This is a genomic window from Paenibacillus sp. FSL R5-0475, from assembly GCF_038004585.1.
In the GTDB taxonomy this organism is placed as follows: Bacteria; Bacillota; Bacilli; order Paenibacillales; family Paenibacillaceae; genus Paenibacillus_AQ.
In genome coordinates, this window is sequence record NZ_JBBORK010000001.1 from 6,609,662 (window position 1) to 6,624,277 (window position 14,616).

Sequence of the window (14,616 nt, forward strand, 5' to 3'; positions counted from 1 at the left end):
TTGCGGGAGGCCAGGTCCCTTTTTGTTCAAATCGAATCGAATCCTCGGTCTAAACAACGTTAGACTGTTTCTTTTTTGTAATTTTCTGAAAAAAACGGTATGGTAAACTTGTTTGTAAATGAAAGGGAGTGATACTGTGTCAAATACAGAAATACTGTCTGAACCTGTTGCCCGTCTGCAGGGAGTTACCAAGAAAATAGGCTCTAAGACGCTGGTGAGCGATTTAACGCTGGATATCCCACCGGGTCAAATATTCGGGTTTTTGGGACCAAACGGAGCAGGGAAGACGACAACAATACGAATGATGGTGGGATTAATTTCCATTAGTAGTGGGGATGTCCTGATTAGTGGTCATAGTATTAAAAATAATTATAAAGAGGCTATTGCAAGTGTTGGGGCTATTGTTGAGAATCCTGAAATGTACAAGTTTCTGTCCGGGTATCAGAATCTTAGACAATTTGCACGGATGGTACCGGGAGTCAGTAAGCAACGGATTGATGAGGTTGTGGAGCTGGTCGGGCTTGGTCAAAGAATTCATGACAAAGTGAAGACTTATTCCCTAGGTATGCGTCAGAGACTTGGAGTAGCTCAGGCGCTACTAAACCGACCAAAGCTACTGGTTCTAGATGAGCCAACCAATGGGCTTGATCCACAAGGCATACGTGAGCTTCGTGACTATCTGCGCCTACTCTGTCGTGAAGAAGGAACAACCGTATTTGTCTCTAGCCATTTACTTTCCGAAATGGAGCTCATGTGTGATAGTGTAGCCATTATTCAGAATGGGCAACTGCTTGAGGTAAAACAGCTAAAAGAGGTAGGCAATGTTACAATGCCTATCGGAGAAACCTTGTTTGAGGTTGACGATGCCGAAGCTGCACTTGCTCTCATTGGACAAGGAACATTAAAGAGCGGTGGGCTTGTAGTTGAGGCCGCACGTGAAGAAATTGCTGAGTTTAATGCCAGACTAGTGGCTGGTGGGATTAAAGTGTACAGTATCAAATCACTTGCCCGTACGCTAGAGGATCAATTCTTAGAGGTTACAGGAGGTGAAGGAATTGAGTAATTTTACAGCGTTGATACATAATGAGAACATCAAGATATATAGTCGTGCTCGCACATGGATTATGCTGATTATTCTAGCAGTGTTTAGTGCGTTTCTTCCGGCTCTTATGTATTTCACAACGGATAACCCTGCATCGCGCTTAGGCGTTTGGGACAGCTTCCAAATGATAGTGAGTGTTGTATTCTTCCTGAATACGATCTTCGTTGTTGTTATAGCCGCTGACTCCGTAGCGGGCGAATTTACCTGGGGAACCATCAAAATGCTGCTGATTCGCCCGTGGAGCCGTTCCCAGATCTTGCTCTCGAAATACATTAGCATTGTGTTGTTTAGCTTGCTTTGTACTGCAGTATTGATTGTTTTTGGTTTAGCTTCATCGTTTATTTTCGCCTCACCAACTGGAGACACACTGTCTTCGATTACAGCTTGGAGTCCTGCTGAGTATTCCTTTATAGATCTCCTATGCCGCTATGTCACTCTTTTCTTGACGGTTACGCTTGCTTTTATGATCTCTTCCGTATTCCGTGCAAGTGGATTGGCGATAGGGTTATCTATGTTTATCATGTTTGCCCAAGGTATTTTCGCTGCTTTGCTTAATCCGGATGTGTTCGAATGGGCCAGATATTTAATTTTCACTCATATGGATCTAAGGGTCTACATGGGATCTGATATTGGTCCAGGTGGTGCTACACTAGGCTTCTCCATTGCTGTGCTGGCAGTGTATTATGTTATATTCTTAGCAGTTTCCTGGTTTGTCTTCCGTAAACGGGACGTTGCTGGATAAAAATAGGATTAACCGGCTTCAAGCGTTTCTTCTGCTTTGGAGGAACGTTTTGCTGTCTTGTCCTTTTTCGTACTACTTTTGAGCTCACCTGCTTGTTCAGAGGTGGGCTGTTCTTGCATGGCGATGGACCCATTAAGCAGGCTGCCTTCCATAATACTGAGTGCTCCTGCAGAAATATTACCGTGCAGCTCGCCAGTACCGGTCATAATGAGCCTACGGTCTGCGGTAACATCTCCATATACTTTACCAGCGATAACGATCTCTTCTGCTCTAATACTGGAGCGCACCGTGCCTTCCTCACCTACAGTGACTACACCACTGCATATAATTTCTCCGCTAAAGGTACCTTCAATCCTCAGGTTCGTATCGCAATGTACTTTACCCTCGAGCGTACCCCCATGCCCAATCAGAGAGTCAGTAGACTTGATAGAGGCACGCTGCTGCCGCTTATTCCACATGTATATATTCCTCCTATTTCATATATTTTTACATTAACGTTTAGGGTTTAACATAATCCAATGGATCCACAGTTTTATTCTGCTTCACTACCTGGAAATGAAGATGAGGTCCTGTGCTTCGACCAGTGTTTCCAAGCAAGCCGATCTTCTGCCCCTTATTAACCTTGTCTCCCGCAGATACATTCATTGCCTGCAGATGCATATACCAGGTTTCAAGCCCGTTCGAATGCTTGATCACGACATACTTGCCTCTCGCACCCATCTGCTCGGAGGTAACGACCTCCCCGTCTAAGGCGGCATATACAGGATCGCCTAAGTTCCCGGCAATATCGACACCTGAATGGAATGCGGATAAGCCTTTGAAAGGATCTGTTCGGTAGCCGAAGCTTGAGGAGATGACCCTAGAATCGGTTGGCCAGAGTACCGCTGCATTTAGTCTGGCTTTTTCAGCTTGAGCTTTTTTTGCCTGTTGATTTGCTTGAACGTTATTCGCATGCTCCGCCAGAGTGATAGTTTGAGTAATACTTTCCACCATTTCATCGAGCATACCGTGGATCTCTTCGAAATCGTCTTTTGTTTCCTCCACTAGATTCAGCGATTCGTTCTGATAAGACGCGATATATTCTCCGCCTACCTGTGATGTGATTGTAGCTTTAGAAGATGTCTCATTTGGGATTGGCACAGCGTTACGGCTCGATAAGCCTAAGGTTGAGTTTGAAGCGGTTGATCCCTTTTTTGATTCTTTTGTTTCAGCGGCGGAGCCTTTGCTTTTGTTAATCAAAGACTGCAACTCCTGTTCCAGCGCATTTACACTCTTCAGCTTGTCTTTAATATTATCTGCCTCTTCTGATAGCTCGCTGACTTGAGTACGAAGCTGCATTAGATCCTTATCCTTGTCAGCGACCTTCATTTCCATGCGGAGATTGGTTAGTGATAGTGCGGCTGCCTCAGCTTCCAGTTGTGAGATCGACTGCGAGGCATGGAAATGCATAGAGGTGACCAGACTGGAGAGGGACAGGGCTGCTGCTGCCGGCAGGGCGAACGCAAGTGGCTTGGAGATCTGGAGTTGTTTGACTGGGCGTCCGGCATCCCTTACGACGAGCAGCGTAATCCGGTTATGATCTGGCTGACTCTTCATGGCTTCTCCTTTCTGCGGCATATGGCAGCCGCCTTACGATACACGAAGCTAACGACCTTACTTGCATTAGGCTCATCCCGAATTGTCTTACTACTCTATGTATTCCATATCTTTCAGGAACATGACAACGGTTTGTTTGAATAAAGAAAGAGAGTTACGGCAAAACCAGTAATAGAATCGTCGCAGCGAGTCTATTGGTAACTGTTTTATTAATGAAGGGGGTAGGGAATTGAAGATTTTTGCGATAATTCTAAGTCTTTTTATTATTCAGGTCGCAGTAATTGTATTTATGGAGTTTCGTCGCCCGCAAAGGGCTTTGGCGTGGTTGTTCATTTCATTCTGTTGTCCGCCGCTGGGTCTGGCATTCTATTATTTTCTGGGCCGTGATTATAGACAGAATCGAAAATTAAACAAAAGATGTACTACACTATTTCGTGAAATTCGTTCGCATGTCTCTGGCAATATTAAGGTAGTAAAGGATGTTACTGAGAGTGGGAACGCTCAGTTTGAGAATAATAAGGGTCTATTGGGTTTGCTTTCTAAGATCGCAGAAGGACCAATTACTGGTCATAACAAGAGCAGGGTATTATCATCTGCGAGAGAAGCGTATGATGCTATGCTGGAAGCTATGGAAGAAGCGAAAGAACATATACATATGGAATTTTATATTTATCGTGATGATGAGATCGGTGAGCAATTTCAAGATGTTATGATTCGGAAGGCGCGACAGGGCGTTAAAGTACGCTTGCTTTGTGATGGTCTGGGCAGTCATAAATTAAGTCGTAGGTTTATTCGAACGATGAGAAATGCTGGGGTGGAGTTCCACTTTTTTTTACCTCCGATTAGTTCTCTGTTAGACCGTCGTTTTAATTTCCGTAATCATCGGAAGATCCTGGTGGTAGATGGCCTCGTTGGCTTCACGGGTGGAATGAATATAGGGGATGATTATTTGGGGAAGGATCTCAAAATGGGATACTGGCGTGATACCCATCTGCGTCTCGAAGGAGACTCAGTATATTATATTCAGTATGTCTTCTTAAAGGATTGGAGATTGGCCTCTGGCGAAAGCACAAGCCATCCGCGTCTGTTCCCAAAACATAATTGTGAGTCACAAGAAGCCGTGCAGATTGTAGGGAGTGGTCCGGATGCTGCAATGGACGCCTCTCAAGAGATGTATTTTGCCGCCTTATGTGCAGCTAAACAGCGGATTTGGATTACTTCACCGTATTTTATTCCTGATCCTGCCATCTGCCGGGCCTTGAAAAGTGCAGTACTTCGTGGAGTGGATGTAAGAATTATCATTCCTGCGAAGCCTGATAATGTGCTTGTCTATCATGCTTCTTTGTCTTATTTAGAAAATTTACAAGACGCTGGAGTGAAATTCTACCGCTATACTAAAGGATTTATGCATGCCAAAATCATGATTATCGATAATCTGCTCGCTACAGTGGGGAGTGCAAATCTGGATATGCGCAGCTTTTATTCTAACTTTGAATTGACTGCTGTGCTGCTACATCCTGATGCTATATCCCCTCTAGTCACAGGGTTTGAGAAGGATCAAAAGCACAGTGAATTTATTGATCCTGTAAAGTTTAAGGAGAGAGGGCGAATTGTCAAACTCGGTGAAGGGCTGTGTCAGTTGTTATCTCCGCTATTATGAGCGGAAAGAGGACTAAATCTGAATTTTTCGAAGGATATAACGTGTTCCATTCATTATTAGGGCTTATTTTGTGATATAATAATTGTATAAGAAGAAATGTAAGAAAGTATAGATTATAATTATACTTCCGAATGTTTCAACACTATACTGTTAAATTGTAGGGGGAGTTCTATGAATGTGAGTCCACAAATGATTGCCAAAGAGGAAAAGAACAAGCTGCAGAAGACCGGAACACATAAAATGGCTAAGTTCGCGCAGCGAATGATCATGTTATCCATTGGGGCAGCAATGATGGCTGTTGCACTTGAGATATTCCTCGTACCGAATCAAATGATTGATGGTGGGATTACCGGTATCTCCATTATTTTATCACATCTATTCGACATTCCTCTGGGGATTTTATTGACGCTGTTAAACCTTCCGTTCTTGTTAATCGGGTATAAGCAAATCGGTAAGACCTTTGCCTTATCTACCTTATATGCAATTGTGCTTATGTCTATTGGTACTTCAATGTTGCATCATGTGAATGCTTTTACGGTTGAGCCAATGCTTGCTGCCGTTTTTGGGGGGATCATTCTTGGTGTAGGTGTAGGGCTAGTTGTACGTTTTGGCGGATCTCTAGATGGTACAGAAATTGTTGCGATTCTAGTAGCCAAGAAGCTTCCCTTCTCTGTAGGTGAAGTTGTTATGTTCTTCAACCTGTTCATCTTATCCGGAGCTGGATTTGTGTTCGGTTGGAATAATGCGATGTTCTCACTAATTGCTTATTACATTGCATTCAAGGTAATTGACATTACACTTGAGGGTCTGGATCAGTCGAAATCGGTATGGATTATTAGTGATAAATTCCGTGATATCGGTGAAGCCTTGACGGAACGTCTTGGACGTGGTGTTACTTATTTAGATGGAGAAGGCGGATTTTCCGGGGAGAATAAGAAAGTGATCTTCGTGGTTATCACCCGTTTGGAAGAAGCTAAGCTTAAATCCATTGTTGAGGATTGGGATACTGGTGCATTCATCGCAATAGGTAACATTCATGATGTTAAAGGTGGCCGTTTCAAGAAGAAAGCAATTCATTAGCTTACCATCCTAAAAGGACGCCGCAGGCGTTTTAGCTTGGCACTTTAGTACTATTAACTGAAAGAAGGTATTTTTACGAATAATGGAGCAATAAATACGGTGAACAAGACTCGATATGCCGTATTCTTATACAATATACCTTCTGTCCTTGAGTGGGACGCCTGATAAGCCCGTAGCATGAAATGATGCTGCGGGCTTATTGCTGTTTTGGGGCTCATTATTCGTGGCATTCCATCCCTATGGAAGCTTAGCAATGAGTTGTTTGACGGGCTGAGGTGGCACTTTTTCCAAAAGATCTCCCATCTGTTGCAGGCGTTCCTCAATATTGAGCAGATGAAAATCAGTAGGAGATACGTTCTGCTGAACCTCTTTCCAGAGCAATGGTGTGGATACTGTAGCAAGCGGCCTGGCACGTGGTGTGTAAGGTGCAGCTAATGTTTTGCCACTGTAATGCTGGAGGTAGTCAAAATAGATTTTATCTCCCCGATTCTTCTTCAGACGCTCCAAGGTGAATAAATCGGGGTGCTTTTCAGTAACATAACGACCCACAAAGTGTCCGATTTTTCGCAATCCATCAAAAGTAACGCCAGTCTCGATAGGCACGATGATCTGTACCCCGGTAGCCCCGGAGGTTTTGGGCACAGAGGATAAACCAAGGGAGGTTAGGACCGTCCCTACGATTGCAGTTGCTTCCATGATACGGGGCTCGACCTCACGTGACGGGTCTAGATCAATCATCCATTCACAAGGCAGCTCGCTACCTACATAATGCAAAGAAGGATGAAACTCCAAAGCAGCCAGATTACCCAGCCAGATCAGCTCAGGTAAACCTTGCAGCTTAATATAGTTAATATTCTCGTGAACAGCGGTCTGGACAAAGGCTGGAAGAGGATCAGGTGCATTTTTCTGATAAAAGGACATTCCAGAGATACCGTGCGGATAACGTATTACGGTTAGCAGCCGATCTCGACAATAACGCAGCAGGTAGGGAGAGAGGGCGGCGAGCTTTTCCAGATAGATCCGCTTCGTAATCCCGCAATCCGGCCATAGCAGCTTCTCTGGGTTGGTGATGGTTATCTCTTGGCCGTCTACAGTAATTGTGCCTTTGATGGCTGCTGGCATCCTGAACCTCCTCTCTGTTATAGGAATGAGGGTATTATGTGCCAGTCTGTTCCTTTTCATGAAAAAAATATTTCCAAAGTGTCCCTTTTGGATGATCATAAGAGTTATAAGGTTATACGGTTATGTGAAAGGGGAGTTTGCTGATTTTGGACGGGATCGAACACACCGTCGTTCGGGTACAGGCAGGCGAGGTAGAGTCCTATGCCCTTATCGTCGAAGCGTTTCAAAAGCCGATTTACCGCTATTGCTGCCGGCTGCTTGGGAGTCGAACAGAAGCGGAGGATGCGGTACAGGATATTCTAGTGAAGGCATATCAGCACATAGGCACATATCGCCCTATCACGAGCTTTTCTTCTTGGCTATATAAAATTGCCTATCATCATTGCCTCAGCCTGATCCGCAAACGTCAAAGACATTTGAAGATTATGGCGCTTTTTCAACCGGATCCTCCTGCAGAAAGCCCGGAACAGTTGATGGACCGTTACATATTTAACGAACATCTCACCTTTGCCCTCTTGAAATTGAAATTAGATGAACGAAATCTGTTAGTTCTGCGAATCTTTGAGGAACAGAGCTTCCCGGAGATTGCGGAGATCCTCGATAAGAATACTGATGCTGTGAAGAAGAAATACAGGCGTACGATTACGAAGCTTGGCAAAATGATGAATGCTCAAAAAGGGGGGACGGAATGGTGGGGCAACGAAGCTGTGTTGAAGAGAAAATGATAAAGAAAATGGACGCATTGGGGAACTGCGACGAACTAGATGTAAAAGCAGCAGTTATGAATCGGGTAAGGGCAATTCATGATCAACAGAAAACGATGGACGGAGAAATGACGAACCTCAGAGACGAGCTGGAGTCATTCGGAGAACCGGGAGATCCCGTTATGCAGATGCAAGAGAAGACTATCCCGCTTCCATCTAAATTTAGGAAAAGAATTCTCTCAGGGGTCTCCGCAGCTATATTGCTGGGGATGATCGGATTTGGTGCCCTTCAGCTGTCTGGACTTGGAGGTTTAACGGAGCATGGTAGCCAGTCTACAATTGATATCACCAAGCCTCCGGATGGAGCTATTACGCTAGTGAACAGCGGAGGGAAGGCTATTGTACAGACGGTGCACTATAATACCCCTATTCCTTCGACCTCTCCTGCGATAGAGAAGTATCTGAGTTTATTAGCGACTTATAAAGAGCAGGTGCTTGCTCACTTGAATGCTGGAGAAATGGCTGCTTATTATGTGAATGATACTGAGTTTACTAAGTTGGCCAAAGGTTTAGGCTATGGAAATCAATTGCAGTTCGCTTTCAGTTCTCCGGTGTATTCTAAATATCAAGATTTCGTAAAAGAATTAAAAGGGACTGGCGATTTCTGGCCCGAGCTGCCTTCCATACTCGCTAATGGTTATGAATTTGAGTACGCCACTTTTAAAGCCGCTCCTCCTTACTGGCCGATAGACAAGGAATATAAAGAAATGCTTGAACAATTTCAAAAAAAAGCAAAGGTCGATAAAACAGGCCAAAAGCTGTTTATGGAGAAGATCGCTGTGAATGCCATAGAGAGTGCTGAGGTTTCCTACCATAAGGAGGATCAAACAATTGAACTATCCTTAAGTCAGAGCGCCTATATGGGTGGTATAACGCAAGTGTCTATCTTGGAAGGTCAGACTGCCGAAAAATGGTCTGTGACAGGTACTGGTAAAGAAGCAGTTTTTATCGCTGCGAGTACAGAGAAGGGGGAGCAGACTTGGTCTTCCCAGAATCGTTTGTATTGGTATGATGAATCCAGCCAGACGATTCGTAGTCTAAATGATGGATTGAATAACAGTTTAACCCGTGAACAATGGCAAGTGATTGCCAATAGTTTTATTCGCTAGTTACTGTTGTTCTATCCGTACAATATGAGAAGCTGTCTCTCAAAAGTAGTGAAATCTACTTGGGAGGCAGCTTTTTTTATGGAATAGGAAAAGTAATGGATTTTACTGTGCCATGTGACGATATGCCACGCGTAGTGTTCTATGTTACTGGTTGGGGCGATATGCTATGTGTGATTTACGTGCTTTAAACTAATTAGGGAAAAACTCCCTAAAAATAACCGATATTCGCTCTAAATGAACGAAATCAGGGAATTCCTCCCTAATAATCATATGAATTTCTTTATTCATTGCCGAATAGGCCAAATTTCAGGGAAGTTTTCCCTAATTATAAGTCCGATGAACAGAAATCGCTGAATTTTAGGGAGAAATTCCCCAATTACTCTATAGGTGCTTCACATATTGCATCACTTGGCGCGTCACTTGTAATATTAAGAACAAAAAAAGAGGCTGTCCCAAAAGCCATGATGGTTGCTTGGGGCGGCCTCTTTTTTTGTGAGAAAAAGTCCCTTTTTCTCATGCTGGAGTGTTATAGAAGTGTAGTTGAAAACAGGGTGAGCTTACATTCACCCTATTAGAAGGAGAGGATGTTAGAAATTGAAGCTAAATGATGAACTCAAAAAAACACTGATCGCGCTCTCGGCAGCAACCTTGTTAGGAACAGGAGTAGTTGTAAGTGGGGTTGCGCCTGGCTTGTTTCTTTCGGTCGCAGCTGCCTCTGGGCAGCAGACTGCAGTACCAACCGATCAGAAGCTCCAGAAGGAACTGCAGGCCCTGGTAGCGGGATTGAAGGAAGGGACGTACTTGGCCTACTACGTACGTGACAAAGTCTCTAACCCTCAGGATACGATCAGCTTCTCTGGCAAAGGATTTGTTTTTAAAGACTACAAATCCTTTGCTGCTAAATTCAAAGCGTTGAAGGGTCCAGCTACACCACAGCCTGGAAATCTTCCTAAGGGCTTTGCTCTGGCGACAGCCATCATTTATCCACCGTCTGTAGCAAACGATTCAGAGCTGTATTTGCAATTAGAGCAGGAACTAAAGGCAGCAGCGGCGGCAGGTGATCCCAACAAACAGTTGTTTAGCAAGATCATCAGCTGGAGCCAGACGAACTTGTCTATGCAGCTGTATGCCAAAGGAAAAGCCAATTTTAGCATTGTAACTGGAGTGCCGCCCGCCAAACTTCCCGAAGGAGCGGTGCCTTTTGTACGAGCTTCGGAAACTAAGAAAGAACTGACGGTCAACGGTAGGAAAGTAATTCTTACAACCGATTCGGCTAAAGAAGCAAGTTTCAACACTAAGCTAGTGTGGCTGGATAAATCAGGCGCGATACAATATACCCTTTCAGACAATCGGGTCAGTAAACTGACGACAAATGAAATGTTGGCTGTAGCTAAAAGCATGATCAAATAACCAAGGGGTTAAAGGAGGATATTATAAAGATGATTAAAAAAAGTGCGGCTATCACGGTTTTGAGTCTGCTAGTGTTAATGAGCGCGGTAAGTGGAACAGCAGGCGCAGTGCCTGCAGGGAGCAATAATAAAAGCAAAGGTACGGTTCCAGTTGAGCAGAAATCACCACCGGTATCGCCAACGATTAAGGATTTGATTGCCAAAGAATATGCTGTTCCCCTACAAACGGGAGAAATTAAGGCTCTCTATGTTAATGACAAAAAATCTAATCCAGAGGAAGATTTGAGTGTAAGCTATATGCCATACAGATTCAGCTCTATAAACGAAGCAGCACAGAAGCTATCTTCATTAACTGGGAATTCACTCCTGATACCCGCTGCTCTACCAGACGAATATAAGCTACAGGATGTCATTTTAAATCCAGTGCTTCCGAAGTTTTTCAGTACAGAGTATAAAACCCTCAGAGATCAGGTAAAAGCTAAAGCACAAGCTGCTGGTAAAAAAGTAATCTCACAAAGCTTAAAGTGGAGCGATACAGAAACTTCTATCACTTATCTGCGAAATGGGGAGAGATTGAATCTAAAATCAGCTCCAGCATATACGCTTCCGGAAGGGGTTACTTTAGCGCAGCTGCCTGGCGACCAGGATGAAAATTTGACCATCAACGGGGTTGAAGCAGTTTACACGGTGTTTGGTCCTCACCATGGAGATCTAAAAGTCCAGCTTGTATGGTCCAGTGCGGATGGAAGTATTGATTATACGCTTACGAATACGAAAAATACTGCGCAGACAAAAGCAGAGCTGGAGACCATTGTAACGAGTCTTACAGCGCAATAAGAAACGTCCTCTCGATAAATTCGGGAGGACGTTTTTTTGGAAAGAGTTTATCCTTTTTGCTCCATAGTACATGATTCGGGAGGAAGATCTACCCTAGCTTGAGTAACCGGCTGACGAAGAGTGCCTGAGGTATTCCATTCCAAAAAATGAACTTTGAAGACAAGCTTCGGTTTTATCCAAAAAGCACCCTTCCCTCGCTGGGGATCAGCTGTAAAGGGCATTTGATCTATTTTTAAATGCTGTACCTCTGCAGTTAAGTCGCGTTTATCCTGTACAGTCAATTTTCCTGGCCCGGCATGTCCGATATAATGCAAATTCCCTTTATCATCATACAGCCCAAGAAGTAGCGCATTGACGATGCCGTCTCGGAACGTTACACCCCCGGCTACTGCCGTAAGATCAGAAATGATTTTGCGTTTCTGCCAGCGTTTATCTTTTCCACCGGGAGCATAAGTACTGTTGATATCCTTACAGACGATTCCCTCTAAGCTCTGACTCTGAGCAGCGGCGAATAATTCTGTGGGATCGGTATAACTGGGTACGGCCTGTACATGGGGATGCGGCAGCAGAATATCGTTTAGCAGCTGCTGCCGTGAGAATAAAGGCTGATCCATCGTCGATTGGCCATTATAAAACAGAATATCAAAAATCATATAAATGACAGGAACCTGATACCTAACGACGGAAATGGTGGAGCCATTCTTTAAGCTATCCCTCCGCATAACTTCGTGAAATGAGGGCTTGCCGTCCTTGAGTGCAATGATTTCACCATCAAGAATAACGGAATCAGCCTTGCAGTAAGCAGATACATCAGTAAGCTCAGGATATTGCGCTGTACGATAGTTGCCACGTCTGTTAATAAGCTGAGTAGTGCTTCCGTCGTAATAGGACAACATACGAACGCCATCCCATTTAATCTGTGCGATCCACTGGTTGCCTGCTGGAAGCTGCCCAGCCAGTATGGGTTCAAAAGGAATAATAGGCTGAAGCTTCATCAGCAGAGCCTCCTAAGATACGGTTGTTTTACTTTTTGGGCTACGGCGTTTCGGTTTTGGTGCAATGACAGGAATAGTTCCAGAAGCCTCGTTTTGCTGATCAGCAGGCTCAGCTGCTTTAGACTTGGCTGTTTTTCTTTTGGCAGCCGGAGCCGCTTTAGTTTTTGTTTTCTTAGTACCTGTTAATGAAGGACCCGGATCTGTAGGGATATGCTGTACAGCCTGAATACTGGCCTGTAATGCTGCCATTAGATCAATTACATTGCTTTCCTGTTTGGCAGGAGCGATATGAAATTCCTCGCCTGCAATTTTATGTGAGATTAGATCAAGCATACGCTGGCGATAATCATCGGTATATTTTGCCGGATCAAAAGGCGTGGATAGCTGTGAAATGAGCAGCTTGGCCATATCCAGCTCTTTATCATTCACCGTCCCTGCTTCTGGCAGGCCAGGCACTTGCGAGACCGGTCGCACTTCATCAGGATAAAAAATAGTCTCGATAGCGAGGCAATCCTCCAGCACACGAATAGCAGCCAGACTGCTTTTTGAACGAATCGATATTTTGGCGATGCCAATTTTACCAGTTTGACGCATGGCCTCCATAAGAAGCCGATATGCATTTGTACCAGCCTGATCCGGAGATAAGTAATAGGTTTTTTGAAAATAAATTGGATCGATCTCCGTCAGATCAACAAAGTCGAGTATGGTAATGCTTTTGCTGCTTTCGTCGGTCAATTGATCCAGTTCCTCTTTGTCGAATAGAACAAACTTCCCTTTTTCATATTCATACCCCTTGCCGATTTCTTCCCAAGCCACCTCTTTGTCACACACCGGACATTTACGTACATACGACAGTGGGCTGCCGCATTCCTTATGGATATAACGCAGAGAAATGTCCTTGTCTTCCGTAGCGGAGAACATTTTAACCGGAACATGCACTAGCCCGAAGCTGATGGCTCCTTTCCAAACGGTATGCATGAGAAACGCCTCCTGATCTAAGTTATTTGCTTTGGGTTAGTATGAGGCAGGAAAGGCTTTTCTAGCCGGGTGCATTTTTTGTGAAGCATGGGAAAATATAAAATCAGGCTAATAAAGCTGAGGAGGAGAATACTAAGTCATGGAACCGCGTGGAAACGAGTGGATCGATGCGCTGAGCGAGCAGGATATTCCAGCGACAGTTGTGGATTGGGACAGCATTATAGCTCCATCGGAAGCAAGTCAGGTCTCGGACTCGGAGAAGCTTGATGCGGAATCAACCCTCGAAGAAACTTCGCCATTAGAATCGTGAGATTTAGGTAAAATAAAGGAGGAGAACAGTGGTGGACGTCAAACGAGCACAGGATATTTATGCTTCTAAAGAGACGGTAAGTGTACATTTGGATGGAGAACCTGTATGGATTGAGCATGTGGATGCACAGAACGGAATGGCTACGGTTCAAGTGGGCTCTCGACCAACGAATACGCATACGGTAGGCGTTGAACGGTTAGAGGAGCAAGATCATTAACAAGCGTTTGTTCAAAGAGCTGAGATAAGCTAAATTACACTTTTATAAAAGAGACTCTTTATGCTTATTTTTGCGTAGAGGTCTCTTTTTCTATTGTTGGCATACTGGCATGGGAGATTGAATTGGGACAGTTGTTGCGATGGATGGAGCATACCGATATAATTAATAGTAATGGTTTTTGGCAGGTATATTTTAAAAGGTGGTAGTTGTAGTTGGACAATACAGACGAAACGGTGTTCACTTACCGTTCTTACAGCCTCCAGGATACGGAGTTGCTTGCAGCTGCTCTAGCTACTGCTTCAACACCAGGGATGATTATCGGTTTGGACGGCGATCTGGGCGCAGGAAAAACAGCATTCTCGCAAGGGTACGCTCGGCATCTCGGCGTAAAGGGGATCGTAAACAGTCCTACTTTTACAATTATTAAAGAGTACGAGGGCCGTCTGCCCCTATATCATATGGATGTATATCGGATTTCGCTTCAGGAAGCGGACGAGCTTGGACTTGATGAGTATTTCTACGGGCAAGGGGTCTGTTTGGTGGAATGGAGCAGTATTATTACGGATTTAATGCCGCCGCGGCATATGCATATATACATGGAAACAGTGGGGCCAGATGAAAGAATGATTACGGTGACCGGAATCGGGGAGCCGTATGGTGAGCTTTGCCGGCAGCTGATCCAGAAGTGGGGTTAA

At 44.4% G+C, this 14,616-nt stretch carries 16 protein-coding genes; 11 read left to right on the top strand and 5 right to left on the bottom strand.

Annotated elements, in window-relative coordinates; genetic code table 11:
* The first annotated feature begins 151 nt into the window (after positions 1-151).
* Positions 152-1,063: an ABC transporter ATP-binding protein gene (locus tag MKX41_RS29470; RefSeq protein ID WP_256721606.1), complete on the top strand. Its 912-nt coding sequence runs from the start codon at positions 152-154 to the stop codon at positions 1,061-1,063.
* Entirely contained in the window at positions 1,056-1,844 is a 789-nt protein-coding gene (locus MKX41_RS29475) for an ABC transporter permease (RefSeq protein WP_042185240.1), read from the top strand. Before MKX41_RS29470 ends, MKX41_RS29475 begins: the two co-directional genes overlap by 8 nt.
* Positions 1,845-1,852: 8 nt before the next feature.
* Here MKX41_RS29475 and MKX41_RS29480 read toward each other — a convergent pair whose 3' ends face one another.
* Together MKX41_RS29480 and MKX41_RS29485 are read right to left on the bottom strand one after the other, a co-directional pair.
* Positions 1,853-2,302: a bactofilin family protein gene (locus MKX41_RS29480; RefSeq protein WP_340974312.1), complete on the bottom strand. Its 450-nt coding sequence runs from the start codon at positions 2,300-2,302 to the stop codon at positions 1,853-1,855.
* Positions 2,303-2,342: 40 nt separating this feature from the next.
* Positions 2,343-3,461 (bottom strand): peptidoglycan DD-metalloendopeptidase family protein, encoded by a 1,119-nt coding sequence (locus MKX41_RS29485; RefSeq protein WP_340974315.1) that lies wholly within the window; start codon positions 3,459-3,461, stop codon positions 2,343-2,345.
* 208 nt (positions 3,462-3,669) lie between these two features.
* Here MKX41_RS29485 and cls point away from each other — a divergent pair, with 208 nt between their 5' ends.
* Together cls and MKX41_RS29495 are read left to right on the top strand one after the other, a co-directional pair.
* Entirely contained in the window at positions 3,670-5,100 is a 1,431-nt protein-coding gene (cls, locus tag MKX41_RS29490) for a cardiolipin synthase (RefSeq protein WP_339800823.1), read from the top strand.
* Positions 5,101-5,340: 240 nt separating this feature from the next.
* The gene (locus tag MKX41_RS29495) at positions 5,341-6,180 is read left to right on the top strand and encodes a YitT family protein (RefSeq protein WP_231573468.1); all 840 of its coding nucleotides are present in this window, start codon (positions 5,341-5,343) and stop codon (positions 6,178-6,180) included.
* A 237-nt stretch (positions 6,181-6,417) separates the two neighbouring features.
* On the opposite strand, the gene ligD is transcribed toward MKX41_RS29495, so the two are convergent.
* Positions 6,418-7,302, bottom strand: a complete 885-nt coding sequence (gene ligD, locus MKX41_RS29500) for a non-homologous end-joining DNA ligase (RefSeq protein ID WP_149646489.1) — start codon at positions 7,300-7,302, stop codon at positions 6,418-6,420.
* Positions 7,303-7,445: 143 nt separating this feature from the next.
* Between ligD and MKX41_RS29505 the strand changes: the two genes are divergently transcribed.
* From MKX41_RS29505 to MKX41_RS29520, 4 genes are all read left to right on the top strand, one after another.
* Positions 7,446-8,027 carry an RNA polymerase sigma factor gene (locus MKX41_RS29505; RefSeq protein WP_445164927.1) on the top strand — a complete coding sequence of 194 codons (582 nt, stop codon included), beginning with the start codon at positions 7,446-7,448 and terminating at the stop codon, positions 8,025-8,027.
* On the top strand, positions 7,991-9,175 hold the full coding sequence (locus tag MKX41_RS29510) for a hypothetical protein (protein ID WP_340974317.1): 1,185 nt from the start codon (positions 7,991-7,993) through the stop codon (positions 9,173-9,175). Before MKX41_RS29505 ends, MKX41_RS29510 begins: the two co-directional genes overlap by 37 nt.
* Before the next feature lie 594 nt (positions 9,176-9,769).
* Positions 9,770-10,585 carry a hypothetical protein gene (locus tag MKX41_RS29515; protein WP_076283923.1) on the top strand — a complete coding sequence of 272 codons (816 nt, stop codon included), beginning with the start codon at positions 9,770-9,772 and terminating at the stop codon, positions 10,583-10,585.
* Positions 10,586-10,614: 29 nt separating this feature from the next.
* A complete protein-coding gene (locus MKX41_RS29520; RefSeq protein ID WP_340974318.1) occupies positions 10,615-11,421 on the top strand; it encodes a hypothetical protein in 807 nt (268 codons plus the stop codon).
* Between the two features lie 47 nt (positions 11,422-11,468).
* Here the strand turns inward: MKX41_RS29520 and MKX41_RS29525 are convergent, their stop codons facing one another.
* Both MKX41_RS29525 and ku read right to left on the bottom strand, forming a co-directional pair.
* A complete protein-coding gene (locus MKX41_RS29525) occupies positions 11,469-12,416 on the bottom strand; it encodes an ATP-dependent DNA ligase (protein ID WP_339269052.1) in 948 nt (315 codons plus the stop codon).
* A gap of 12 nt (positions 12,417-12,428) precedes the next feature.
* Positions 12,429-13,394 carry a non-homologous end joining protein Ku gene (gene ku / locus MKX41_RS29530; protein ID WP_340974320.1) on the bottom strand — a complete coding sequence of 322 codons (966 nt, stop codon included), beginning with the start codon at positions 13,392-13,394 and terminating at the stop codon, positions 12,429-12,431.
* 139 nt (positions 13,395-13,533) lie between these two features.
* Here ku and MKX41_RS29535 point away from each other — a divergent pair, with 139 nt between their 5' ends.
* The 3 genes from MKX41_RS29535 (at position 13,534) to tsaE (ending at position 14,616) form a co-directional block, all read left to right on the top strand.
* A complete protein-coding gene (locus MKX41_RS29535; protein WP_340974322.1) occupies positions 13,534-13,704 on the top strand; it encodes a hypothetical protein in 171 nt (56 codons plus the stop codon).
* 31 nt (positions 13,705-13,735) lie between these two features.
* Complete coding sequence (locus MKX41_RS29540; protein WP_042193364.1) at positions 13,736-13,921, top strand: H-type small acid-soluble spore protein; 186 nt, start codon at positions 13,736-13,738, stop codon at positions 13,919-13,921.
* A 212-nt stretch (positions 13,922-14,133) separates the two neighbouring features.
* Positions 14,134-14,616 (top strand): tRNA (adenosine(37)-N6)-threonylcarbamoyltransferase complex ATPase subunit type 1 TsaE, encoded by a 483-nt coding sequence (gene tsaE, locus MKX41_RS29545; RefSeq protein WP_042185258.1) that lies wholly within the window; start codon positions 14,134-14,136, stop codon positions 14,614-14,616.

Excerpts from the sequence above, each read along its gene's own strand:
- MKX41_RS29480 (WP_340974312.1), bottom strand. The coding sequence starts at position 2,302 with ATGTGGAATAAGCGGCAGCAGCGTGCCTCTATCAAGTCTACTGACTCT.
- MKX41_RS29485 (WP_340974315.1), bottom strand. The coding sequence starts at position 3,461 with ATGCCGCAGAAAGGAGAAGCCATGAAGAGTCAGCCAGATCATAACCGG.
- MKX41_RS29495 (WP_231573468.1), top strand. The coding sequence starts at position 5,341 with ATGGCTAAGTTCGCGCAGCGAATGATCATGTTATCCATTGGGGCAGCA.
- ligD (WP_149646489.1), bottom strand. The coding sequence starts at position 7,302 with ATGCCAGCAGCCATCAAAGGCACAATTACTGTAGACGGCCAAGAGATA.
- MKX41_RS29510 (WP_340974317.1), top strand. The coding sequence starts at position 7,991 with ATGGTGGGGCAACGAAGCTGTGTTGAAGAGAAAATGATAAAGAAAATG.
- MKX41_RS29520 (WP_340974318.1), top strand. The coding sequence starts at position 10,615 with ATGATTAAAAAAAGTGCGGCTATCACGGTTTTGAGTCTGCTAGTGTTA.
- MKX41_RS29525 (WP_339269052.1), bottom strand. The coding sequence starts at position 12,416 with ATGAAGCTTCAGCCTATTATTCCTTTTGAACCCATACTGGCTGGGCAG.
- ku (WP_340974320.1), bottom strand. The coding sequence starts at position 13,394 with ATGCATACCGTTTGGAAAGGAGCCATCAGCTTCGGGCTAGTGCATGTT.
- MKX41_RS29535 (WP_340974322.1), top strand. The coding sequence starts at position 13,534 with ATGGAACCGCGTGGAAACGAGTGGATCGATGCGCTGAGCGAGCAGGAT.